Origin of the sequence: Collinsella aerofaciens (assembly GCF_009876115.1) — a bacterium.
Classification (GTDB): domain Bacteria; phylum Actinomycetota; class Coriobacteriia; order Coriobacteriales; family Coriobacteriaceae; genus Collinsella; species Collinsella aerofaciens_N.
Window position 1 is genome coordinate 1 of record NZ_WWSY01000003.1, and the last position, 22182, is coordinate 22182.

Below are 22182 nucleotides of genomic sequence, written 5' to 3' on the forward strand. Positions count from 1 at the left end.
GGGGCAGCGGGGGCGTTCGGCTAGGTGCGGGAACGGCCTATTTGCTCAATGTGTTCGGCTGAGATCGGAAATCAACCTAACTAACGCAAACCCTCTACCGCATCCGCCAGAAGAGCGGCGGCTCTATCCTGAGCCAGACCACGCGCCGCCTGACGCATGACGTCGCGCTCTGCCGCGTCATCGACCAGGTGCAGCAGCTCATCGGCAAAGGCAGAACCGTCGATATCGGCATCGGCGCAGAGCACGCCGGCCCCGGCGTCGACCAGATAACGGGCATTGGTGGTTTGGTGGTCGGCCGTCGCATGCGGGTACGGCACGAGCACCGAGGGCACGGCGAGCGCAGCGATCTCGGCCACGCTCGATGCGCCCGAACGCGATAGCACCAAATCGGCAGCAGCCAGCATGTCGCCCATGTTGTCGATGTAAGGCTGGACGCGGTAACGCTTCGCCTCCTCGGGCGTCAGCGCCAAAGCGCGCTCGGTCTCCTCAAAGCCGTCGGCACCCGTCGAATGCAACACATAGAGGTTCTTGCGCGAAAGCAGCTCGTTTTTGAGCGAAGCCACGCGCTCGTTGAGGTGCTGGGCGCCAAGTGAACCGCCAAAGACGAGCAGCAGCGTAGCGTCCTCGGGAACGCCAAGTGCCTTGCGGCCGCGAGTGCGATCGCCCTCGATCACCGAGCGACGTACGGGGTTGCCGGTCATGAGCACGTGGTCAGGGTCACCTTCGCGCTCAAAGACCGAACGCGCTGCCGGCACCGAGATGCACACGCGGGCGGCGTGGGAGTTCATCATCTTGTTGGCCAGGCCCGGAACAGAGTTCTGCTCATGCAGCAGATACGGAACGCCTGCGCCCTTGCACCACCCCAGCAACGGAACCTCGACATAGGCACCAAAACCGATGGCGGCATCGGGCTTGCCGACCTTTGAGAAATGACTGGCAATCGCACGCTTGGCCTTGTTGACACGCCACAGCGAGGTCAGCGCCGTCCAAGGACGGGAGCGGTCGAAGCCCGTGACCGTAATGGGCACAAAATCAAACCCAGCCTCGGGGACCAGACGACCCTCGAGCTTGCGCGACTGGCCCACGAACACAACGTGGTGGCCACGGTCACGCAGCTCTTCGGCCAAGGCGAGCGCAGGGTTGATGTGTCCTGCCGTGCCGCCGGCTGCAACAGCAACGGTCATCTTATCGGTCATGGTAGTCCCTTCGTACACGCGGTCCCTGGTCGTCAGTGCGCAGACGCGCCGACGGGTCCGAATTCAAATCGATTCGATTATATCCGCCGCCCGCATTGCGAGGAGTTGGGCGCTGCGGACGACCTTGCGGCGCCGTTCGCTGACGCGGACGGGCTGCCGGCTCGGTCGCAGAGCCATCCAGAACGGTAAAGCCGTTACGCGAAGATCGCTCGCCGCGCACGTGGGGCACGCCGGCGGTACTCTCATCCATAACGGCAAAGCTCTCACGGCGGCGGTCATACTCATCGCGGCGGGCGCTCTCGTACGAAACGCGCAGGATCAGACCGGCAAGCATGAGCGACACAATAATCGACGAACCGCCGTAGCTAATAAACGGCAACGGTTTGCCCGTCATGGGAAACACGTTGAGGATGCCCAGCGCGTTAATCAAAAACTGCACCGCGAGAATGACCGCGGAGCCAGACGCCATGAGCGCGCCCCGACGATCGGTCGCCTGCTCGGCAATGCGAAACGCCGAGTAGATCAGCATCGCAAACACCAAGAAGAACAGCACGGTTCCGACAAAACCGACTTCCTCGCCAATGATGGCCAAGATGTAGTCGTTGTGTGCCTCGGGCAGATACGAGTACTTCATGGTTGAGTTGCCGATGCCACGGCCGAACAGACCGCCCGAGGCAAAGGCCATGATGGCAAGCGTGGCCTGATAGCCGTCACCATACTCGTCGGCCCAAGGGTTCAAGGCAACCTGAATACGCACCATACGGTACGGCTCTGCGACAAGCGCAATCACGATCACGAGGATGCCGAAGATTAGCACGCCGATGATAAATCTGGGGTCGAGACCCGCAAACAACGCCATGCACATGAGGGTCAACAGGATGATCAGGACAGTACCGAAATCGGGCTGGATAAAGATCAGAAAGAGCGAAATGCCCAGGTAGATGCCCATCTTGCGAAGGAATTCGTTGATGTTGCCACCGGGCGAAAAGAAGCGATCAAGCATGATGGCCGAATACGCAATGGCAAATGGCTTTAAAAACTCGGAAGGCTGGAACTGAATACCGGCGATGTTGAGCCAGCGCGTGGCGCCACGACTGCCGCTGCCCACCAAGAACACCAGAAACAGTAGCCCTATCATGCCGATAAGGAAGATCCTGAGCACATCCTCCCCAAACCAGCTGTCCGGCAAAACGCGCACGATGGCAATCAGCGCCAGAACACCGACCACGGCAAACGCGGCCTGTCGACCCAGAAAAAACGTCGCCGAGCCATTCTCGTGCAGTGCCTCGACCGAAGAAGCCGAGTACACCATCAACAGGCCAAAGCACACCAAGGTAAACAGGCAGGCCATAAATATCAAACGGGGGCGCATGATACGGGCGGGAACGCCGGCGATATAGCGTTCACTAAACGTCTGCCCGCCGCGACCGGAACACGGTGTGCTGCGCCGCGAGGAAGCACGGTCCGAGTCGGGCCTCCTCATACCTTGTCGGGGGCTCTCCTCTCTCACCGGCAACCCCTATTCCATTTGCGATTTCGCCGCAGCGGCAAGCTGGGCCACATAGTCCTTAAACACGCGGCCGCGCTCCTCATAGCCCGAGAACTCATCGAACGAAGAGCAGGCAGGAGAAAGTAAGATCACGTCACCACGGCTCGACAGCGAACGGGCGACGTCCACGGCGTCGCGTAGGTCATCCGCCTGGGCGATATCCACATCGCCATCGACATCGGCCTCGTCCATAGCGGCAGTAAAGCGCTCGCGCGCATCGCCAAAGCAAACGACCGAGCGCACGTTGTCCATAACGACGCGGGCAAAGTCCGCAAGCGGCGTACCCTTATCGTGACCGCCGAGCAGCAAGATCACGTCGTCATCGGGAAACGCCGTCAGAGCCTTTTCGACTGCATCGGTGTTCGTTGCCTTGGAATCGTTGACGTAGCGCACGCCATCGATCTCGCCGCAGGGTTCCACGCGGTGTTCGAGTGGCTGGAACGATGCCAAGCCGCGGCAAACGCCCTCGGGATCGGCACCGACGGCCAGGGCAGCCGTGGCGGCACATAGGGCATTGATGACATTGTGATGGCCCGAGATCTTGAGCTCGGACGTGGCGACAAGCTGAGTCTCGACGCCCTTCAGGCGGACGACCATCTTGCCGTCGCGCACAAAGGCGGCGTCTGCACCCTCGGGCTCGTCAAAAGCGACCTTGCAGATGCGGCGACCCGGCGTGTAGATGTACTCATCGAACTCATGGATGCCGGCATCCTCGACGTCGATAACCACGAGGTCGTCGTCGACCATATTCTCGAACAACTTGATCTTGGCAAGCGCATAGTTCTTGTGGCTCTTGTGCCAGCCCAGGTGGTCGGGCGTGATGTTAAGTAGCACCGCCACGCGAGGATGAAGCTCGGCGGTCGTAGCAATCTGGTAACTCGACAGCTCGGCCACAAACCACTCATTGTGTGCACGGCCGTCGATCTCGTTCACCGGCGGCTCGCCGATATTGCCGACGGCCACGCTGGCTTCACCGGCGGCCTTGAGCAGATAATCGGTCAGCGACGTGGTAGTTGTCTTGCCGTTGGTGCCCGTGATGGCGATCCAATTTTGGGGAGACAGGCGGTAGGCAAACTCGGGCTCGCCCATAATCTGAGCGGTATGCTCACGCCCAGCCTTAAAGAAGGCCGAGAACTCCGAGATACCCGGGCATGTCACGCACACGTCATAGGCACCCTCGACCTGCTCGGTGCCGTAGACAAACGACGCGCCCTGCGCCTCGAGCGCACGCGTGGCGTCATTGGGCTCGGAGGTACCACCGCCATATACGGTCGTGGCGCTCACGCGCTCGGGGTGAGCCAGCGCCCAACGGGCGACATCGAGACCGGATTTACCCTGCCCCAAAACGAGCAGGCTAAAGACATCAGCAAGAGGCATGAAAGACCACTATCCCAACTGGAAGAACAGGGCGAGGCCAACGGCGCCAAAGGCCGCGGCGATAATCCAAAAACGGATAACGACCTTGGTCTCGGCCCAGCCCTTCTTTTCGAAATGATGATGAATGGGCGCCATAAGGAAGACGCGCTTGTGCGTAAAGTGGAAATAGACAACCTGGATCATGACCGACAGGGTCTCGACGATAAACAGACCGCCGATGATGAGGGAAACGACTTCGGTGTTGGTCATGATGGAGGTGCAGGCAAACGCGGCACCCAGGGCAAGCGAGCCGGTATCACCCATAAAGATGCTCGCCGGGTAGCAGTTGAACCACAAAAAGCCCAGGCAGGCACCGGCACACGCCGTGCAGAAGATGGACAGGTTCACGTCACCGTGCAAAAACGCCATAGCGGCCATGGCGAGCATGGCGATCATGGAAGTGCCGCCGGCAAGGCCATCCAGACCATCGGTCAGGTTCACGGCATTGGAGAGACCAGCGATCATCAGCCAGCAAAATACAATGTAGAGCCACGGGAACGAAAGGCCGCAGATGGTGGTCGAAAGAACACCGAGGTCAATCGTCAGGCCGCCGGGAAAACGAATCTCGGGGGCGACGCCGCACCAATTGACTGCGAGCACGGTAAAAGTGACGCAGATGATGGTCAGACCGATCATCTTGGCGTGAGGCGTCAGGCCGAGCGAGCGACCATGCGTGACGGAGGTCAGGTCGTCGATGAGACCCAAAACGCCGGTGGCCAGCGTGGCAAGCAGCACGAGCACGAGCTCGGTGGTGAGCTTGCCCATCAACAGGCAGGTCAGCGAGATCGCGACAAGGATGATGACGCCGCCCATGGTCGGCGTACCCTGTTTAATCAAATGACGCTTGGGGCCGTCGGCTCGGACCTGCTGGCCGATACCCTCGACCTTCAGCAGCTTGATCCACCACGGCATAAGCAGCAGCGCAATGGCGGCAGCGATGCCAAGTCCCAAAAAGGCCTGATACGTAGGATACGAGGGATTGCCGAACATGGGCTAGCACACACCTTCCACAAAGCGGTCGAGCTCAACAAAACGGGAACCCTTGACCAGTACAACATCATGATTTTCAAGCGCGCCGCCCATGCGGTCGAGCACCTGTTGATAATCGGAAAACACCTGGATGCGGTCCTCATCCATGCCCATCATGCGTGCGGCATCGGCCATGAGCTGAGCCAGCTCACCACCGACGCACGCGAGCATGTCGAGCTTCTTGGCGGCGGCATAGGCGCCCACGAGCTCATGCATGCGGGGAGCCTCGTCGCCCATCTCGCCCATCTCGCCCAAGATCGCCATGCGCGAACCGTCACACGAAAGCGAGCACAGCAAATCGAGGCCGGCAGCCATAGACTCGGCACTGGCGTTATAGGAGTCGTCGATGATGCGTGCTCCGCTCTTGGCGCGCTTGATCTCCTGACGGTGGCCGGTGATCGTAAGACCCCTAAAGGCAGCATCGATCTGCTCGGGCGTCACGCCCAGACGATAGGCGACCGCGGCGGCCTTGACGGCATTGGGCACGGACTGCACGCCGGGAATGGCCAGCATGGTATCGACCGTGTCGCCCTGACCAAAGTCGAGCGTAAAGACCGGATGGCCCTCGTCGTCGACGCGAATGTCGCGCGCGCGGATCTCGTCGTCGTCCGAGACGCCGGCCATCATCACGTCAATACCCGCAGGCTGGGCGAACGTATCGCGAATAAACGGCGTAAAGTCGTCCTCGCCGCCCAAAACCAGCAACGGCGAGAAGTCGCCGGCGGCGCACATGCCCTGGACAATCTCGGACTTGGCGCGGGCGATGTTCTCGCGGCTGCCCAGAATACCGATGTGGGAGGTTCCGATCTTGCTCACGATGGCAAGATTGGGGTTGGCAGACTGGGACAGGCGCTCAATCTCATGAAAATGGTTCATGCCCATCTCGAGCACCAGAACCTCGGTATCGGCCGGAGCAGAAAGCACCGTGAGCGGCATGCCAATCAGGTTGTTGAAATTGCCTTTGGTGGCCCAGACGCGATAACGCTTGGCGAGCACGGCGGCGAGCACGTCCTTGGTCGTCGTCTTGCCAATCGAACCGGTAATGCCGACGACCAGGCAGCCAAGCTCCAAGCGATATACATGCGCCAGGCGCAGCAAGAACTCCTCGGGGTCGTCGGTCATCAAGATGGCGCATCCCTTGTCCTGCGCCAGCGAAACCAGCTCGGCATCGGGCTCGCGCGTCATCACGACGGCACCGGCACCCGACTCGATGGCACGGGAGGCAAAATCATTGCCGTCGACCTTTTCGCCGGGGAAGGCGACAAAGATCGTCCCCTCCTCGACCTGACGCGAGTCGATAACGCACCCGCGGCATACCCGATCGACTTCTTCCGTCACGGTTCGGGCCCCCGTTGAGGCCGCGAGGTTGTTGACGGCGATCTCTATCATTGCAGCTCCCCTGTAAACCTAATAATGCTATCGGCGTATTGTATCCCAGTGCCATGCGCGCGTGGTGCAGGGCATGTGAACACCCTTCAGATCAAACGGCAGACCACGCTCAAGATTCTAACCCCCTACTTCGTGCGCGGAATACCCAGCACGTCGAGCGCGTTGGCCATAATCGACTGGAATGGCACCGCGGCGGCATCCGAGCCGCTCGGCGTTCCATCGAGTGTGATATAGCACAGCACCTTGGGCGATTGTGCCGGTGCAAAGCCCATAAAGGACGACATATAGTTCTCCTTGAGGTAACCGCCGTTATCGTCAGCACGCTCGGCCGTACCGGTCTTGCCCGCCACGTCATAGCCATCGACCGCACCGCCAACGCCCGTGCCTTCGGACACGACCGTCTGCATGCACGATGCCACCTGGGCGGCAGCGTCGTCCGATATCGCACGCTCGCCTTCGCCCCAGTCCTTCTCATCGCCCTTGCTGGACTTATAGAAGTGCGGAGTCATCATCACGCCGCCGTTCGCGATGCCGCCCACGGCACGTGCGACCTCAATCGGCGAGACAGACAGCGCCTGGCCAAAGCTCATCGAGCCCAGCGTGGCGCCGTCGTACTGGTCGCGCTCCTTGACGATACCCAGACTCTCACCCGGAAAATCGACACCGGAGCTATGACCGATGCCCCACTTGTCCACATAGGTGGCAAAATCATCGGCGCCGATCTTGCGTCCCACCAGGACAAAGCCCACATTGGACGAACGGCGCATCATCTCGCGCACGTCCATGGTCATGGTGTAGTCGCGCTTATCGGCGTCGGTAACGGTGTCGTCGCCAACCTTAATGCTCGCCGGCACCTCAAACGACGTGCTCGAACGCACGGCGCCCAAGTCGAAACCGGCACCGGCCACGAGTGTCTTAAAGACCGAGCCGGGCTCGTAGGCATCGGTAACCAGACGCAAGTTCATGTCCTCGGTCTTGGCGTTTTCCAGATCGGTCTGGTCATATGTCGGATACGAGCATGCCGCCAGAATCTCGCCCGTCGTGGGATCGGTGACCAGGGCCGAGCCATTCTTGGCCTTGGTCTTTTCGACAGCCTCGGCCAGGGCGTCCTCGGCGGCACGCTGGATATTGACATCGAGTGTCGTCACGATGTCCACGCCGTCAACCGCCGCCACCTTTTTATAGGCGCCGCCCGCGATATAGCTACCGTCCCTCGCCCGCTCGCGCACCAGTGAACCGTTCGTTCCGGTCAAAAGCTTGTTGTACTGCTTCTCAAGGCCCGTCAGACCGTCGTTGTCCACGTTTACCACGCCAAGCACCTGCGATGCCAGGTTGCCATAAGGATATACGCGCTTCATGGCCTGCTCAAAGAGCACGCCGGGCAGATTCTTCTTCTCCAGCGCCGCAGCATCGTCCTCGTCCACCTGGCGTTTGATATACACCCAGGTGCCATCGGACATAACGAGATCACGACAGGTTTTCTTATCGATGCCCGTAGCTTTGACCAGTGCCGAGACCGTCTTGTCAACATCCTCGATAAGCTGAGGATTCACGGCGATGTTGCGGCATTCGACCGACGACGTCAGCACGTTGCCGTTACGGTCGTAGATGGTACCGCGCTTGGCATACAGCGTCTGCGCAAGCAAGCGACGCGCATCGGCACGGTCGCGTAACTTATCGGCTTCCACGATTTGATAGTCGGCAAGGCGAAGGACGCCCAAGCCCAAGCCAAACCCAATGAAGCCCATGACGGCTTTGCGACGAGGCAGCGGCGTGCCCGTGAGCCATTCGGTCGACGAGCTCTTGCGCGGTCTGGTGTTATGCATTTGAGGACCACTCGAGCTACGGAGACGCGACGCGGGGTCGTTGCCATAGGACGGCCTCGCGTTGTAAGATGGCCGACCCGTTCCTTGATAACCAGAACGTCCCCGCGATGAGGGACGTCCAGAACCGCGACCCCCGTCGGAACCGCGGCGATAGTCATTTGTCATACTCAGCTACCGTCTTGTTACTGAGCGGTCGCGGTCGAGCTAGCGCCCGCGGCTGCATCCTGCGAAAAATCAAGTGTAACGCTCTCGCTGGGCTCCACCATGCCATAAGCGCCCGCAAGGTCGCGAATGCGCGTGTCGGCACCATAGACCGAATGCATGACCTCCAGGTCGGAGCTCTCATCGGTCGCCTTCTCGAGCGTGTTGGTAAGCGCGGCATTGCTGTTGAGCACCTGGGCCGTAACGCCGGCGAGCGCCACACGGGCGACACCGATCGTCATGAAGATGGCCGCAATGATGCAAAACGTTTTAAGAACGCTCATGAAAACCGGGCTTACCGCCTGGTTTGCCTGACGGCCCGCGCCCGTGTAGACATCAAAGCGCGGCGTGCGCTGCTCGCGGGGAGCAACGGGGGCCTGCGGCGTCTCACGATAGGCGGGCATGGCGCTCATATCATAGGCGAGTGCTGCGTTTGAAGTGTTGTAGCCCATGATATGCCGCCTCCCATCCCGAGTACGTTGGTAGTGTGTTTAAGCTTCGTTTATGGTGCGAGCGGGAGGTCCAATATCGCGCGGTCGCGTCTACAGACGCTGCGCCACGCGGATCTTGGCTGATCTCGCCCGAGGGTTGCGCGCAACCTCATCGGGTTGGGCAACCAGGGGTTTGCGGGTGATGACCTTGAGTATCGGCACGTTGCCGCACACGCACACCGGAATCTCCGGCGGACACGTGCACCCCTGGCTCATCTCCTTAAAGTGGTTCTTTACGATACGGTCCTCGAGCGAGTGATACGAGATGACGCAGATGCGTCCGCCCGGGTTGAGCCACCTTGTGGCGGCGTCTAGCCCTCGCTCGAGCACATCGAGTTCGTGATTGACCTCGATGCGAATGGCCTGGAAACTTTTCTTGGCTGGGTGTCCGCCATGCCGACGAGCGGCAGCGGGGATACCAGCCTTGATGATCTCGACAAACTGGCCGGTGGTTTCGATCGGCTCATGCTCGCGGCGGCGCACGATCTCGCGCGCGATCTGCGAGGCAAACTTCTCTTCGCCGTAGACGCGTAGAATCCGGGCGAGGTCGTGTTCGTTATAGGTATTGATGACCTCAGCTGCGTTTAAGGTGTTGTTACCCGGATCCATCCGCATGTCCAATGGGGCGTCCTCGTTGTACGAAAAGCCCCTGCCAGGGATATCGAGTTGCGGCGACGAAACGCCCAAGTCGAACAGGAAGCCATCGACCCCGGGCACCTCGGCCGAGCAAAGCAGCTCGTCCAAGTCGCCGAAGTTGCCCTTCAGCAGCTGGTGCGGTACGCCGGGAACCTCGCGGTCCAGACGGGCACCAGCGGCCTCGAGGGCCATGTCGTCCTGATCGACGCCGAGCAAAAGGCCGGTCTCCCCCACCTGCGCGGCCATCTTTACCGAATGGCCGGCACCGCCAAGGGTGCAGTCGCAGACGACGGAGCCGCTCTTGAGCTGCAGCGACTCAAGCACTTCGCCGAGCATGACAGGTTCATGCCGATATTCTTGTGTCAAGATCCCACGCTCCATCCGTTACTCGTGCCTTGCCCTTACGAGAAGAAGAGGTCCAGCAGGGCCTCGTCATCATCGTCCTCATCGGCCGTAGCGCGGTCCCAAACCTCAAGGTGGTCGTAGTTGCCCACAACTGTGACCTCGCGGTCGAGGTTCGCCTGCTTGCGGAGAGACTCAGAAAGACCGATACGACCCGCGCTGTCCACATCCATCGACGTGGTGCGCTTGTTGATCGCCCTCATGAGCTTCTGGTCGTTGATGTCACGCGGGTTAAAACCCTCGTGGTCCTCACGACCCGCGAAGAGTCCTTCGACCCACTTATCGAAGGCCTCGGCAGAGAACACGTACAGAGCATCGACATCCAGGGCTTTAAACACGCGAACGTGCTCTCCAAGCTCCTCACGAAGGGGTGCAGGCAGGGACAGACGACCTTTTGCATCGAGATTGCGCTCGTATGCACCCGTCATTCCCATGTGCGCCCTCCCCTCGGTTACTCAGATGGCACGTACGCGGGGAACCACCCCGCCTGTCGACGTCATCAATAATATGGGGAACCGCCCCATTTTTCAACACCTTTCCCCACCCCTTCCCCCATCCCACCCCACCACTCCACCCCCAATATGTTGTAAAACACCCCCGAGCATATGTTCGAAAACACAATATGTTGTGTTTGCAGCAAAGGCGGGATGCCACCTGTAGAACCACGCCCGCGAACCTCAACCTTCAAGTTGACCTTGAGGCGATTTTTACGTCCCTTTACACACCGTTCACATCGCCCCCAAACTCCCCCACCCACGGTACACACGGCCCACCACCGCGTCGGTGTCTGGCGAAAAATGGGACGGGCCCCAGATTGCCCATGTGCGCAAAAGTGCGTCTCGGCAATCTGGGGCCCGTCCCCTTTAATATTTATAAATATGCAGGTCAGCGAGGTGCTAGCGATGTGCCAGCGGATGCGCCGCCAGATAGACCTCGGTCAGTTGCGTGCGGTCGACATGCGTGTAGACCTGCGTGGTCGAAATATCGGCATGGCCCAAAATCTCCTGCAGCACACGCAGGTCGGCACCGCCCGCGAGCATGTGGGTGGCAAAGGAGTGGCGCAGGGTGTGGGGATGGAGCCCAACCAGCCCCACCTGGCGCCCATACCGCTCGCATATCGCATGTACGGCCTGGCGCGACAGGCGACGTCCGTTCTTATTTAAAAAGACCGCCGAGGTCTCCGTCCCGTGAGCATGCGCGGCCAGGAGCGTGCGCCCGTCACCTATATAGTGTGTCAAGGCGCGAGCCGCGCTTCCCACCAACGGGGCCAGACGCTCCTTGGAGCCCTTACCGCGCACCAGGACAAACCCGTCATCAATATGGATATCGCCCACATCGAGCCCAACCAGCTCACTCACGCGCAGGCCGCAACCGTAAAGCACTTCCAAGATGGCATGATCGCGCAGTCCCATCTCGCCCTCGGGAAAGTCTTGATCGAGCAGTGCCGAGACATCCTCCACCGAAAGGTATTCCGGCAGGCGATCTGCCTTTTTGGGCAGGCGCAACGCCGCTGTCGGGTTTTGGGCCACGGCCCCATCGCGCACCAAAAAGGCATGCAGGCCCTTCACGGCAGCAAGCGCGCGCTCCACCGAGGCGTCGGAATAGCCTCCGTCGCGGCGATCGGCAACAAAGCCCTCCACGACCTGACGGCTCACCTCTTCAAAAGACACAATGCCCGCCCGCTCCAGATAGGCGCAGTACGTCGTCAGGTCACGACGGTAGGCCGCAATCGTATTGCGCGCCAAACCCCGCTCGACCGCAAGGTAATCGAGATACTCCCCCGCCACCACAGCGAGCGACGAGGGAGTAGCTTCGGTATGTTCTTGGTTCTCCGGCACCCTTAGTCCGTAGCGAGGTTCTTGGGCGTCACCTGCAGACGGTCGACGCCCTCGTGCTGGCCGATCGAGGCGCGCACGAACTCGCGGAACAGCGGCTGCGGGTTGGTCGGACGGCTCTTGAACTCGGGATGAGCCTGGGTGGCCACATACCACGGATGTACGTCGCGCGGCAGCTCGACCATCTCGACCAGACGCTCGTCGGGCGAAAGACCCGAGATAACCAGACCGGCGTCCTCGAGCTGGTCACGGAAGGCGTTGTTGAACTCAAAACGGTGACGGTGACGCTCGTAGACGAGCTCCTCGCCATAGGCCTCGCGCGCGAGGGAATCGGCAGCAAGCTTGCACGGATAGGCACCCAGACGCATGGTGCCGCCCTTCTCGGTCACGTCCTCCTGCGAGCTCATCAGGTCGATAACACTATACGGGCCGTCCGGATCGAACTCGGAAGAGCTGGCGCCGGCAAGGCCGACGACGTTGCGGGCGAACTCGCACACGGCAACCTGCATACCCAGGCAAATGCCCAGATACGGAATCTTGTGCTCGCGGGCAAACTCGGCCGCGAGGATCTTGCCCTCCAGGGCGCGCTTGCCAAAGCCGCCGGGGACCAGGATGCCCGAGGCGTCGCCCAGGACCTCGGAGACGTTCTGCTCGTCGAGGCTCTCGCCATCAACCAGCTGCACGTCAACATGGCGATCGTAGAACACGCCCGCGTGGTGCAGGGCCTCGATAACCGACAGGTAGGCATCGGGCAGCTGCGTATACTTGCCCACGACGGCGATCTTCACCTTGTCGGCGTGATGGTTGGCGTGATTCTGCTTGCGCAGGAACTCGTTCCACTCGCTCATGTCGCGCTCACGCGGGTCCAGACCCAGGCGCTCGCAAATGCGCAGGTCAAAGTCCTGCTCGGCAAGCAGCTGCGGAACATCGTAGATGCTCGCGCAGTCCTCGTTGGTAAAGACACAGTCGGTGTCGACGTCGCAGAAGCTTGCGATCTTGCCGCGGATGGCATCGTCGATATGGTGGTCGGAGCGCAGAACGATAATATCGGGCTGGATACCAAAGCTGCGGAGCTCCTTGACGGAGTGCTGCGTCGGCTTGGTCTTGACCTCGTGGGCGGCGGCGATATAGGGAACGAGCGACACGTGGATGTAGCAGACGTTCTCGGGGCCGGCCTCCTTGCGATACTGACGAATGGCCTCGACAAACGGCTGCGACTCGATGTCGCCGATGGTGCCGCCCAACTCAGTGATGACCACGTCGGAGCCGGTCTGCTCCTCAATACGACGGAACTTATCCTTAATGGCGTTCGTGACGTGCGGAATCACCTGCACGGTGCCGCCCAAAAAGTCACCGCGACGTTCGCGGGCGATCAGGCTCTTATAGATGGCACCAGTCGTAAAGTTGGAATCGCGGGTCAGGTTCTCGTCAATAAAGCGCTCGTAGTGGCCCAGGTCCAGATCGGACTCGTAGCCGTCCTCGGTCACAAAGACCTCGCCATGCTGGAACGGGCTCATGGTGCCGGGGTCGACGTTCAGATACGGGTCGGCCTTTTGCATCGTTACTTTGTAGCCACGCGACTTGAGCAGACGGCCCAGCGAGGCCGCGGTAATACCCTTGCCCAGAGACGAAACCACGCCGCCGGTCACGAACACATGCTTGGTCATATTGAGTTACCTGCGCTTCCCGTAGAAGTTGTCCATACACATCTTACGGGTCTTCATTGTAATACTCGCGACGCGCGCCGTACGCATTTTTTCTTACGCGCAATCGTATTTCTCCATCTCGAAACAAAACGCCGTCCGGTTGCCCAGACGGCGTCGCTTCCACTATGAATGCACGCTGTTATCGATCGGCGACTTCATCCTCGATCAAGTCCTTCATGAGCATACCGGCACGGATGCCTTCTAGATACCATTCGCCACGCTCCGTGAGACAAATACCATTTGCGAGCTGGCCGCCGTCGTCGCTGTAGCGCGAGACGACCTCGATGATGTCTTCGGATTCCAAGCGCTCTATTGCCGCGCGGGCGCGATACGGAGACACCCCCACGCGCTCGGCAAGCGTCTTGCGCGAAAAGCCATAAAATCCGCCGTTGTCTTCGGACAGCTGTGCAATCTCCATCAGCACCTGCACCTCGACACGCTTCATATCGTTGACACTCGCACGACCCTTGCCAGCCATGGCAGCCTCCTCAAACCGAGCACGGCCATCACCTGCACCGTGCGCGACCGGCACACCCCATGATGGCCGGCAACATCCATCATGCGGCATCCCCGCAAAAGGATGAAACAATTAGGGTTATTGTATACCGTCCAAATCGCTTATAGGCAGGTAAACGGGCTAATTTTAGGTTAAACGGTAGCTTTGTTGATAAAAGGGGCACACCGAATGTATACCCGATGCACCCCTTTCGGACCAATTTATCCAGGCTTAGCGGTGGAAGAAACCGCGGCGCTCGAACTTGGGCTCGCAGCACACGTTGATGCCCAGCTTGCGCAACACCGTCTCGTCCGTCGGCGAGATGATCACGCTAAAGAAGGCATCGCAGCCGCGCAGCTGCTCCAGGCCCGAAAGGACGCGGGCCGCCGTCTCGCTCGTTGCCGAGGTGATCGAGAGCGCCATAAGCGTCTCGTCGGTGTGCAGGCGTGGATTCTTGCTACCCAAGAAATGTGTCTTGAGCTTGCTGATAGGCTCAATCGCCTCATCGCTAATGACCTCGAGCTCAAGGTCAACGCCCGAAACATGCTTAAGTGCATTCATGATGAGCGAGCTCGCGGCGCCCAGGCGCGTGGAAGTCTTGCCGGTCACCACGGAGCCGTCGGGCATGACCATGGCGCCTACGGGGCCACCCGTCAGCTGCTCCCTGGTAAGGGCGGCCGAGCGTGCCGGCGAGTAATTCTTGTCGATACCGGCCTTTTTCATAATGAGCTCGAGACGATCAACCTGCTCATCGCCCACGCCGGTGCGGCGCACGGCCTCGACCGCAGAAAAGTAGCGGCGGACGATCTCCATCTTGGAGGCATCACGGCAGGCATCATCATCGGTGATGGCAAAGCCGACCATATTTACGCCCATGTCCGTGGGGCTCTGGTAGGGACTCTTGCCCAGGATCTTTTCCATCAGGGCACGGACCACCGGGAAGGCCTCGACGTCGCGGTTGTAGTTAACCGTAGTCTTGTTATAGGCCTCCAAGTGGAAGGAGTCGATGATGTTGGCGTCGTCGAGATCTGCCGTTGCCGCCTCGTAGGCGATGTTGACCGGATGCGTGAGGGGAAGGTTCCAGACCGGGAAGGTCTCGAACTTGGCGTAGCCGGCGGCGGTGCCGTGCTTGTGCTCGTGATAGAGCTGTGACAGGCAGGTGGCGAGCTTGCCCGAGCCGGGGCCGGGAGCGGTGACCACGACGAGCGGACGAGTGGTCTCGACAAACTCGTTCTTGCCGTAGCCGTCGTCGGACACGATCAGATCGACGTCGTGGGGATAGCCCTCGATGGGATAGTGCAGCTTGGCGGGAATGCCGAGCGCGTTCAGGCGATTGCGGAACACATCGGCGGCGGGCTGGCCGGCGTACTGGGTGATGACCACGGCCGCGACAGCAAAACCATTGCCGCGGAACAGGTCGACCAGGCGCAAGACGTCCTCGTCATAGGTAATGCCCAGGTCGCCACGGGCCTTATTCTTCTCGATGTGGTTCGCGTTGATCGCGATGATGACCTCAACGTCATCGGCAATGCTCTTGAGCATGCGAAACTTGCTATCCGGTTCAAAACCTGGCAGCACGCGGCTCGCGTGATAGTCGTCAAACAGCTTGCCGCCAAACTCCAAATACAGCTTGCCGCCAAACTGCGAGATGCGCTCCTTAATGTGAGCAGCCTGCAGCTCGATATACTTCGCGTTGTCGAAACCCTGGCGCATATATGGCTCCCGTCCCGTTTCCATTTAATGTCTTAGGCGATTATAACGGAGCAGACCCTCCCCGAAGCCCAGGCCATCAACAGGCACCAACCAAACACGCGCTCGATAAGTTGCGGTGGAATAGTTCCTGCTTAGCCCCTCAGGACACACAAACAGGAACTATTCCACCGCAACTTCCCCTTTTTTGGTTCAAACAAACCAGGCCTTTGTATCAATAATGGAAACGTCGCAGGTTGAGCATAAGTCAGCGAGCGCCGCCCAGGACGTACAAGTTGGCATGAAAAAGGCAAGGCATAGACCTTTTGGTCATGCCTTGCCTTTTGAATGACAAATTGTCGTCCTGGGCGGCGCGCAGCGTCGAGTGGTTCCGGCGTTTGGTAAAACGCCGGAACACAAGAGCGCCCCCTCCCGCGCACGGAACGGGAGGGGGCTAAAGGTAGGAGTCTACCGGTGGGTTGACCCCACCGGACAGACGATGACCAGGTGATCCTTTACAGGATCGTCAAGGTTTCCGTGGGGTACCCGTTGGGTACTTAGATCAACACGCAGGCGACGGTCAGGATGATGGCGCAGACGACGGAGAGCGCGACGATGAGTTTAAGGGCAAACTTGAGCCAGGTCGTCCACTCGATCTTGGCCAGGGCGAGACCACCCATGATGGCGCCGGAGGTCGGGGTGAACAGGTTCACGACACCGATGGCGGCGGAGAAGATCATGACCATGACCTCGGGCGAGAAGCCGAGCTTAACAGCCAGCGGTCCCATGATGGGCATGGAGACGGTAGCCATACCAGAGGTCGAGGGGATCAGGAAGGACAGGCCGAAGTAGACCAGGAAGCTCATGGGAGCGAAAATCACGCCGGACAGGCCAGCCAGAGCATTGGCGGCAGCGTCGAGGACGTAGACGTCGAGGCCGGTGTTAGCCATGAGGACGGAGATACCACGGGCGAGGGCGATGACGAGAACAACGGACATCATGTCGGCAGCACCGGTGATGAAGGTGTTAACGATCTGCTTCTCGGACAGGCCACCGATGATACCGATCAGGACGGCCATGAGGAAGAACCAGGTGGAAGCCTCGTCGAAGTACCACTGGCCAATGGGCAGGCCGGTAATCAGGGCAGACCAGCCCTGGACGACGGTGTTACCGTCGGCATCGTAGACAGCGCCAGCGTCAAAGAAGTTGGCGACGCCCTCGTTGAGGTCAGCCAGCGGGATGAAGCCGACGATCATGACGACGAAGGTGAAAGCGAAGGCGATCAGAACACCCTTCTGACGACCGGTGAGCTTGACCTCCTTGTGAACCTCGGAAGCAGCCTTGCCGTGAGCCTCTTCGGCGTCCTTGAGCTCCTGCATCGACAGGATGGTGGAACCCTTGTCAGCCTTGACCTTCTTGGCATAGTTCATCACGAAGACGATGGACATAGCGGTAGTGACAATCCACAGGACGGCACCGAGGCCGATGATGATGGACTGATTCACGGCAATGTCAACGCCGGTCAGAGCGTCGACGGCAGCGCCGACGGCGAACGGGTTAACCGTGGAGCCGAGGCAGCCGCAGCCAGCGCCGAGCAGGACGGTAGCGGCGCCGACCATGGGGTCAAAGCCAGCGGCCATCATGGTAGCGGCGAGCAGGGCGTAGAAGGGAACGGTCTCCTCGCACATACCATAGGTGGTACCACCGAGGGAGAAGATGAGCATCAGCACGGGAATGAGCATAATCTCGTTGCCCTTAAGCTTCTGCACCAGAACGGCGATGCCGTTGTCCAGGGCGCCGGTCTCGGTCATCATGCCGAGGAAGCCGCCCAGGATCATAACGAAGAGGCAGACGGGCAGAGCGTCAGCGAAGCCCAGGATCGGGGCGGTGCAGAAATCGCTCAGACGGGCGGCAGTAACCGCGCCGCCGGACGTGCCGGAGACGATAACGGTAATCACTGCGACAATTGCCAGCAGAGCAAGAAGAATGGTGAACGATGAAGGCATACCGCGCTTTTTCTTAGCGGTCTCAGTCATAGTTCTCATCCCCCCTTCATAAATCATTTACTGATCTCGCCCGAAGCGGCTCTTCCGTGCCGTGCCTGCCGCTTGATGCGAGATTATTACCAGATAAAACCGCTCGGGGTGTGCAGCAATACACCCCGAGCGAGATGCTAGACGCTCTTACTTGAGCGTGGCGTACATGACAGCCTTGATGGTGTGCATGCGGTTCTCGGCCTCGTCGAAGACCTTGGAAGCGGGGCTCTCGAAGACCTCGTCGGTGACCTCCTGCTCGGTGATGCCGAACTGCTCGCACTTCTCGGCGCCAATCGTGGTGTTGGTGTCGTGGAAGCTGGGCAGGCAGTGCAGGAAGATGGCGCCCGGGTTGGCCATAGCCATGACCTCGGAGGTAACACGATACGGGGTGAGCTGAGCGATGCGCTCGGCCCAGACCTCGTCGGGCTCGCCCATGGAGACCCACACGTCGGTGTAGATAACATCGGCACCGGTGACGCCGTCCTTGACGTCGGTGGTCAGCTTGATGGTGCAGCCGTTGGCCTCGGCGATGGGCTTGCAGGCCTCGATGACGTCGTCAGCGGGCATGCACTCCTCGGGGCCGCAGGCCACGAAGTTCATGCCGAGCTTGGAGCAGACGACCATGAGGGAGCGAGCAACGTTGTTCTTGCAGTCGCCCATGAAGACGAGGGTCTTGCCCTTGATGTCGTAATTGAAGTTCTCCTGGACGGTCAGGATGTCGGCGAGCATCTGGGTGGGGTGCCACTCGGTGGTCAGGCCATTCCATACGGGCACGCCAGACTTAGCAGCGAGCTCCTCGACGTCGTCCTGGGCAAAGCCACGGAACTCGATGCCGTCATACATGCGGCCGAGAACGCGGGCGGTGTCCTCGATGGACTCCTTCTTGCCCATCTGGGACGAACCGGGATCGAGGTAGGTGACGCCCATGCCAAGATCCATGCCGCCGACCTCGAAGGCGCAGCGGGTACGAGTGGAGGTCTTCTGGAAGAGCAGAACGATGTTCTTGCCCTCGAGATAACGGTGCGGAACGCCAGCGCGCTTCATGTCCTTGAAGTTCTTGGAGAGCTTGAGCAGGTACTCGATCTCCTCGGTGGTGAGGTCGAGGAGCTTGAGGAAGCTACGGCCGGAGAGGTTAACACCCATGGTTCGTTTCCTTTCGAAAAAATGAATTACGTAAATAGTAGCGGTGCCCGTTTGACGGGCGAAACCGGTGCGGTTGTAGGGGGACCGCACCGGAAACGGAAAGACTTAGAGGTCCTCGCGCCAGAAGGGCATGCTCATGCAGCGCGGGCCGCCGCGGCCGCGGGAGAGCTCGGCGGAGGGCACGACGAGAAGGTCCAGGCCCTCCTTGTACAGCACGTCGTTGGTGACGGTGTTGCGGGCGTAGACGCAGATCTTGCCGGGCTCGACGCACAGGGTGTTGGAGCCGTCGTTCCACTGCTCGCGGGAGGCCGCGATCGGGTCGCCGCCGCCGCAGGGGATCAGCTTGACCTGGTCGACGCCGGTGGCGTCCTCCAGGACGTGCTCGAGGGTGTCCTCGATCAGGCGGATGTTCACGTCGCCCGGGTTCTTGCCGGCGGTCAGCTCGTAGACGCGCAGGGTGCCCATGATGGCGGGGTGGATCGTGAACTTATCGACGTCGATCTGGGTGAAGACCGTGTCGAGGTGCATGAAGGCGCGCGAGACCGGGATGTCGAAGGCCAGGATGCGCTCGACCTTGGAGTCGGAGTTCCAGAAGATGTTCTGGGCCATGACGTCGATCGCGGCGGCCTGGGTGCGCTGGGAGATGCCGACGGCGAGGGTCTTCTCGTTGATGTTCAGCACGTCGCCGCCCTCGGTGTGGAACTGGCAGTCGCGGCGGAAGTACAGCGAGACGTCCTTGTAGTCGGGGTGGTACTTGAAGACGTACTTGCCGTACAGGGTCTCGCGGTTGCGGGTGACCGAGTACATGCGGTTGAGGTTGACGCCCTCGCCGACGACCGCGAACGGGTCGCGGGTGAAGTAGAGGTTGGGCATCGGGTCGATGATCAGGTCGGACTCGGACTCGGAGTTGACCAGGGAGTCGAGGGTCGTGGACGCCGTGAGGGGCATGTCGATCTCGGCCTTGGTCATGCCGGCCATGGTCTTCTTGACGAACTCGAGGTTGTCCTCGATGGAGTCCAGCTTCTCGCGGACGATCTGCGGCATGTGCTGGCCGCGGATGCCGGCCTCGGCGATGTACTGGTCGGTGAACTCGGCGCGGGCGCCGGGGACCTGGTCGAACACCTCCGCGACGAGGTTCTCGAGGTAGAGGACCTCCACGCCCTGGTCCCTCAGGATCTGGGCGAAGGTGTCGTGCTCCTGCTGCGCGACCTCCAGGAACGGGACGTCGTCGAACAGGAGTCGCTCGAGCTCGTCGGGCGGCAGGTTGAGGAGCTCGTCGCCGGGACGGTGCAGGCAGACCTTCCTGAGCTTGCCGATCTCGGAAGGCACGTGCAGACCTTTCGTCATGGCCTCCTACCTTTCTTTCGGGCCCTTGTTAGGGCCGATTCGTTAGCGCCCCTCCGTGTGAGGCGTTATTGCTGACGACATATTTATATCCAAAATCAGCCCATACTTCCACCTTGCCCCCGAACGGTTTTTTATACGGGGTGAACGGCATACACATATACTTCACGCATGGTACACTTTGACTTAATAAAGTGTATCTACGTGCTTAAACGCCTTTTTAACCGGAAAATCAATTGGAACTAATCTTTCTTGAACCACCCTCAATTTGCATATTTCACGCAAAGGTATGAATAGAATTCGCAATTCTTGCTATGTCTCAACCATTTTGATTTTTATTCAGAAAAAAGTTCGTCCTATTCATTTTTAGCAACCAGGCTACCGTTTACCAGACGTTGGATACCGTTCACCGGAAGCTCAGTATACGGCCCCTCGGATACCCCGTCTGTTTTGCGTCCCTATTTGTAACAACTTGACTTTTTCGGCGGTAAAGATAAACAGACCCGCTCCCCCAAAGGGAGCGGGTCTACATTCGGTACATCGAGGGCCCAGTAAGGTTTAGGCCCTCGAAAGCCTCAAATGGCTAGCGATCGAACTCGGTCAGCGCCTCGCCCAGAAGCCTCAGGCCCTCGCGAAGAACGTCCTCGCTCGCGCAGTAACCCAGGCGCGCGCCGCAGGGAAGCTCAAAGCGGCTGCCGGGAACCAACAGCACTCCCCTCTCGACCAGCAGGCGCTTGCAGAACTCCTCATCGTCCTCGGGAATATCCAGCTGGATAAACGAGGTGGACACGCCCTGCGGCGCCGTCCAGGAAACGCGGTGCCGCGTATCGATCCAAGCCTGCGCGATATCGCGATTGCCAAACACGATCTTGCGGTTGCGCTCGAGAATCTTGTCCTTGTGCTCGAGCACATAGGTCGCCAGGGCGTCGTTGAACACGCCGCCGCAGATCATGGTGTAATCGCGATAAGTGCGGATACGGTTGGATACCTCTTCGTCTGCCACGACCCAGCCCACGCGTGCCGCAGGCGTCGAATAGGTCTTGGAGACCGAGTTGGTGACAATGGCCTTCTCGTACACATCGGCCATCGACATAAAGGCCTCGGTGTTCTCAAGCGGCAGGTACACCTCGTCGCACAGCACATAGGCGCCCACCGAGCGGGCGATCTCGGCAATCTGGCCGAGTGTATCGGCATCGAGCACCGTGCCGATGGGGTTCGATGCGTTGTTGATGCAGATGAGCTTGGTGGTGGGGCGAACTAGACGCTTGAGCTCCTCGATATCGGGCTTCCAGCCGAGCTCCACGCGAAGCTCCCAGTACTCGACCTCGGCGCCCAGCGTGCGCGGAATCTCGTAGAGCGGCGCATAGGTAGGCCACTCGGCAATCACATGGTCGCCGGGCTCGACCACGGCCATAATGGCGTTGAGGTTCGCACCCGTGCAGCCGTTGGTCTGCAGGATGTGGTCGGGATTGACCTCGCGGCGATACAGTTTGGCGACCTCAGCCTTAAAGTCGGGCGAACCCTCGATCCAGCCGTAGTTCATCTTCTCGCGGTCCAGGCGCTCATAGAACGTAGCGCCATCCTGCTCGTCGAGCGCACGCAGCTCGCCCATGGTAAGCGAGGAGATCGTCGACTGGGCGATATCCCACGTAGCGCTCTTCTCCCAAACGTTGAGCCATTCCTCAACGCCAATTGTCTTGATATCCATGGCCAAGCTCCTTACAAAAGCAGTCATCCAATCGTGCTGACGTTCCTAATACAAGAATGGGGCGGTGCGAATACCCGCACCGCCCCAATG

At 60.1% G+C, this 22182-nt stretch carries 17 protein-coding genes; all 17 read right to left on the reverse strand.

Annotation, left to right across the window (positions count from 1 at the left end; genetic code table 11):
• Positions 1-80: 80 nt before the first annotated feature.
• Positions 81-1196, reverse strand: a complete 1116-nt coding sequence (gene murG, locus GT571_RS02695; protein ID WP_161155316.1) for an undecaprenyldiphospho-muramoylpentapeptide beta-N-acetylglucosaminyltransferase — start codon at positions 1194-1196, stop codon at positions 81-83.
• A complete protein-coding gene (gene ftsW, locus GT571_RS02700; RefSeq protein ID WP_161155318.1) occupies positions 1186-2679 on the reverse strand; it encodes a putative lipid II flippase FtsW in 1494 nt (497 codons plus the stop codon). The genes murG and ftsW overlap by 11 nt, the downstream gene beginning before the upstream one ends.
• Before the next feature lie 36 nt (positions 2680-2715).
• Complete coding sequence (gene murD / locus GT571_RS02705) at positions 2716-4122, reverse strand: UDP-N-acetylmuramoyl-L-alanine--D-glutamate ligase (protein WP_161155320.1); 1407 nt, start codon at positions 4120-4122, stop codon at positions 2716-2718.
• A 9-nt stretch (positions 4123-4131) separates the two neighbouring features.
• Entirely contained in the window at positions 4132-5151 is a 1020-nt protein-coding gene (mraY, locus tag GT571_RS02710; protein ID WP_117746963.1) for a phospho-N-acetylmuramoyl-pentapeptide-transferase, read from the reverse strand.
• 3 nt (positions 5152-5154) lie between these two features.
• On the reverse strand, positions 5155-6579 hold the full coding sequence (locus GT571_RS02715) for a UDP-N-acetylmuramoyl-tripeptide--D-alanyl-D-alanine ligase (RefSeq protein WP_161155322.1): 1425 nt from the start codon (positions 6577-6579) through the stop codon (positions 5155-5157).
• Positions 6580-6704: 125 nt separating this feature from the next.
• The gene (locus GT571_RS02720; protein ID WP_338400630.1) at positions 6705-8405 is read right to left on the reverse strand and encodes a peptidoglycan D,D-transpeptidase FtsI family protein; all 1701 of its coding nucleotides are present in this window, start codon (positions 8403-8405) and stop codon (positions 6705-6707) included.
• 182 nt (positions 8406-8587) lie between these two features.
• Positions 8588-9058 carry a hypothetical protein gene (locus GT571_RS02725; protein WP_117840378.1) on the reverse strand — a complete coding sequence of 157 codons (471 nt, stop codon included), beginning with the start codon at positions 9056-9058 and terminating at the stop codon, positions 8588-8590.
• A 90-nt stretch (positions 9059-9148) separates the two neighbouring features.
• Positions 9149-10114, reverse strand: a complete 966-nt coding sequence (gene rsmH / locus GT571_RS02730; RefSeq protein ID WP_117636014.1) for a 16S rRNA (cytosine(1402)-N(4))-methyltransferase RsmH — start codon at positions 10112-10114, stop codon at positions 9149-9151.
• A gap of 20 nt (positions 10115-10134) precedes the next feature.
• Positions 10135-10569 (reverse strand): division/cell wall cluster transcriptional repressor MraZ, encoded by a 435-nt coding sequence (locus GT571_RS02735; protein ID WP_161155324.1) that lies wholly within the window; start codon positions 10567-10569, stop codon positions 10135-10137.
• A 462-nt stretch (positions 10570-11031) separates the two neighbouring features.
• Positions 11032-11973: a site-specific tyrosine recombinase XerD gene (gene xerD / locus GT571_RS02740; RefSeq protein ID WP_338400631.1), complete on the reverse strand. Its 942-nt coding sequence runs from the start codon at positions 11971-11973 to the stop codon at positions 11032-11034.
• Positions 11974-11975: 2 nt separating this feature from the next.
• Positions 11976-13637 carry a CTP synthase gene (locus tag GT571_RS02745; protein WP_161155326.1) on the reverse strand — a complete coding sequence of 554 codons (1662 nt, stop codon included), beginning with the start codon at positions 13635-13637 and terminating at the stop codon, positions 11976-11978.
• Between the two features lie 178 nt (positions 13638-13815).
• Positions 13816-14154 carry a helix-turn-helix domain-containing protein gene (locus tag GT571_RS02750; RefSeq protein WP_161155328.1) on the reverse strand — a complete coding sequence of 113 codons (339 nt, stop codon included), beginning with the start codon at positions 14152-14154 and terminating at the stop codon, positions 13816-13818.
• Positions 14155-14403: 249 nt separating this feature from the next.
• Positions 14404-15885, reverse strand: a complete 1482-nt coding sequence (locus GT571_RS02755) for a DUF1846 domain-containing protein (protein ID WP_161155330.1) — start codon at positions 15883-15885, stop codon at positions 14404-14406.
• A gap of 533 nt (positions 15886-16418) precedes the next feature.
• The gene (locus GT571_RS02760; protein ID WP_372541154.1) at positions 16419-17906 is read right to left on the reverse strand and encodes a YfcC family protein; all 1488 of its coding nucleotides are present in this window, start codon (positions 17904-17906) and stop codon (positions 16419-16421) included.
• Between the two features lie 138 nt (positions 17907-18044).
• On the reverse strand, positions 18045-19040 hold the full coding sequence (gene argF / locus GT571_RS02765) for an ornithine carbamoyltransferase (RefSeq protein ID WP_006234279.1): 996 nt from the start codon (positions 19038-19040) through the stop codon (positions 18045-18047).
• 105 nt (positions 19041-19145) lie between these two features.
• Entirely contained in the window at positions 19146-20387 is a 1242-nt protein-coding gene (gene arcA / locus GT571_RS02770) for an arginine deiminase (RefSeq protein WP_099431519.1), read from the reverse strand.
• Between the two features lie 580 nt (positions 20388-20967).
• Positions 20968-22092: an aminotransferase gene (locus GT571_RS02775; protein ID WP_161155332.1), complete on the reverse strand. Its 1125-nt coding sequence runs from the start codon at positions 22090-22092 to the stop codon at positions 20968-20970.
• Positions 22093-22182 lie beyond the last annotated feature (90 nt).

Bases quoted from the DNA above. Each gene is read 5' to 3' on its own strand.
- murG (WP_161155316.1), bottom strand. From the start codon at position 1,196: ATGACCGATAAGATGACCGTTGCTGTTGCAGCCGGCGGCACGGCAGGA.
- ftsW (WP_161155318.1), bottom strand. From the start codon at position 2,679: ATGAGGAGGCCCGACTCGGACCGTGCTTCCTCGCGGCGCAGCACACCG.
- murD (WP_161155320.1), bottom strand. From the start codon at position 4,122: ATGCCTCTTGCTGATGTCTTTAGCCTGCTCGTTTTGGGGCAGGGTAAA.
- mraY (WP_117746963.1), bottom strand. From the start codon at position 5,151: ATGTTCGGCAATCCCTCGTATCCTACGTATCAGGCCTTTTTGGGACTT.
- GT571_RS02715 (WP_161155322.1), bottom strand. From the start codon at position 6,579: ATGATAGAGATCGCCGTCAACAACCTCGCGGCCTCAACGGGGGCCCGA.
- GT571_RS02720 (WP_338400630.1), bottom strand. From the start codon at position 8,405: ATGCATAACACCAGACCGCGCAAGAGCTCGTCGACCGAATGGCTCACG.
- GT571_RS02725 (WP_117840378.1), bottom strand. From the start codon at position 9,058: ATGGGCTACAACACTTCAAACGCAGCACTCGCCTATGATATGAGCGCC.
- rsmH (WP_117636014.1), bottom strand. From the start codon at position 10,114: ATGGAGCGTGGGATCTTGACACAAGAATATCGGCATGAACCTGTCATG.
- GT571_RS02735 (WP_161155324.1), bottom strand. From the start codon at position 10,569: ATGGGAATGACGGGTGCATACGAGCGCAATCTCGATGCAAAAGGTCGT.
- GT571_RS02745 (WP_161155326.1), bottom strand. From the start codon at position 13,637: ATGACCAAGCATGTGTTCGTGACCGGCGGCGTGGTTTCGTCTCTGGGC.
- GT571_RS02750 (WP_161155328.1), bottom strand. From the start codon at position 14,154: ATGGCTGGCAAGGGTCGTGCGAGTGTCAACGATATGAAGCGTGTCGAG.
- GT571_RS02755 (WP_161155330.1), bottom strand. From the start codon at position 15,885: ATGCGCCAGGGTTTCGACAACGCGAAGTATATCGAGCTGCAGGCTGCT.
- GT571_RS02760 (WP_372541154.1), bottom strand. From the start codon at position 17,906: ATGAGAACTATGACTGAGACCGCTAAGAAAAAGCGCGGTATGCCTTCA.
- argF (WP_006234279.1), bottom strand. From the start codon at position 19,040: ATGGGTGTTAACCTCTCCGGCCGTAGCTTCCTCAAGCTCCTCGACCTC.
- arcA (WP_099431519.1), bottom strand. From the start codon at position 20,387: ATGACGAAAGGTCTGCACGTGCCTTCCGAGATCGGCAAGCTCAGGAAG.
- GT571_RS02775 (WP_161155332.1), bottom strand. From the start codon at position 22,092: ATGGATATCAAGACAATTGGCGTTGAGGAATGGCTCAACGTTTGGGAG.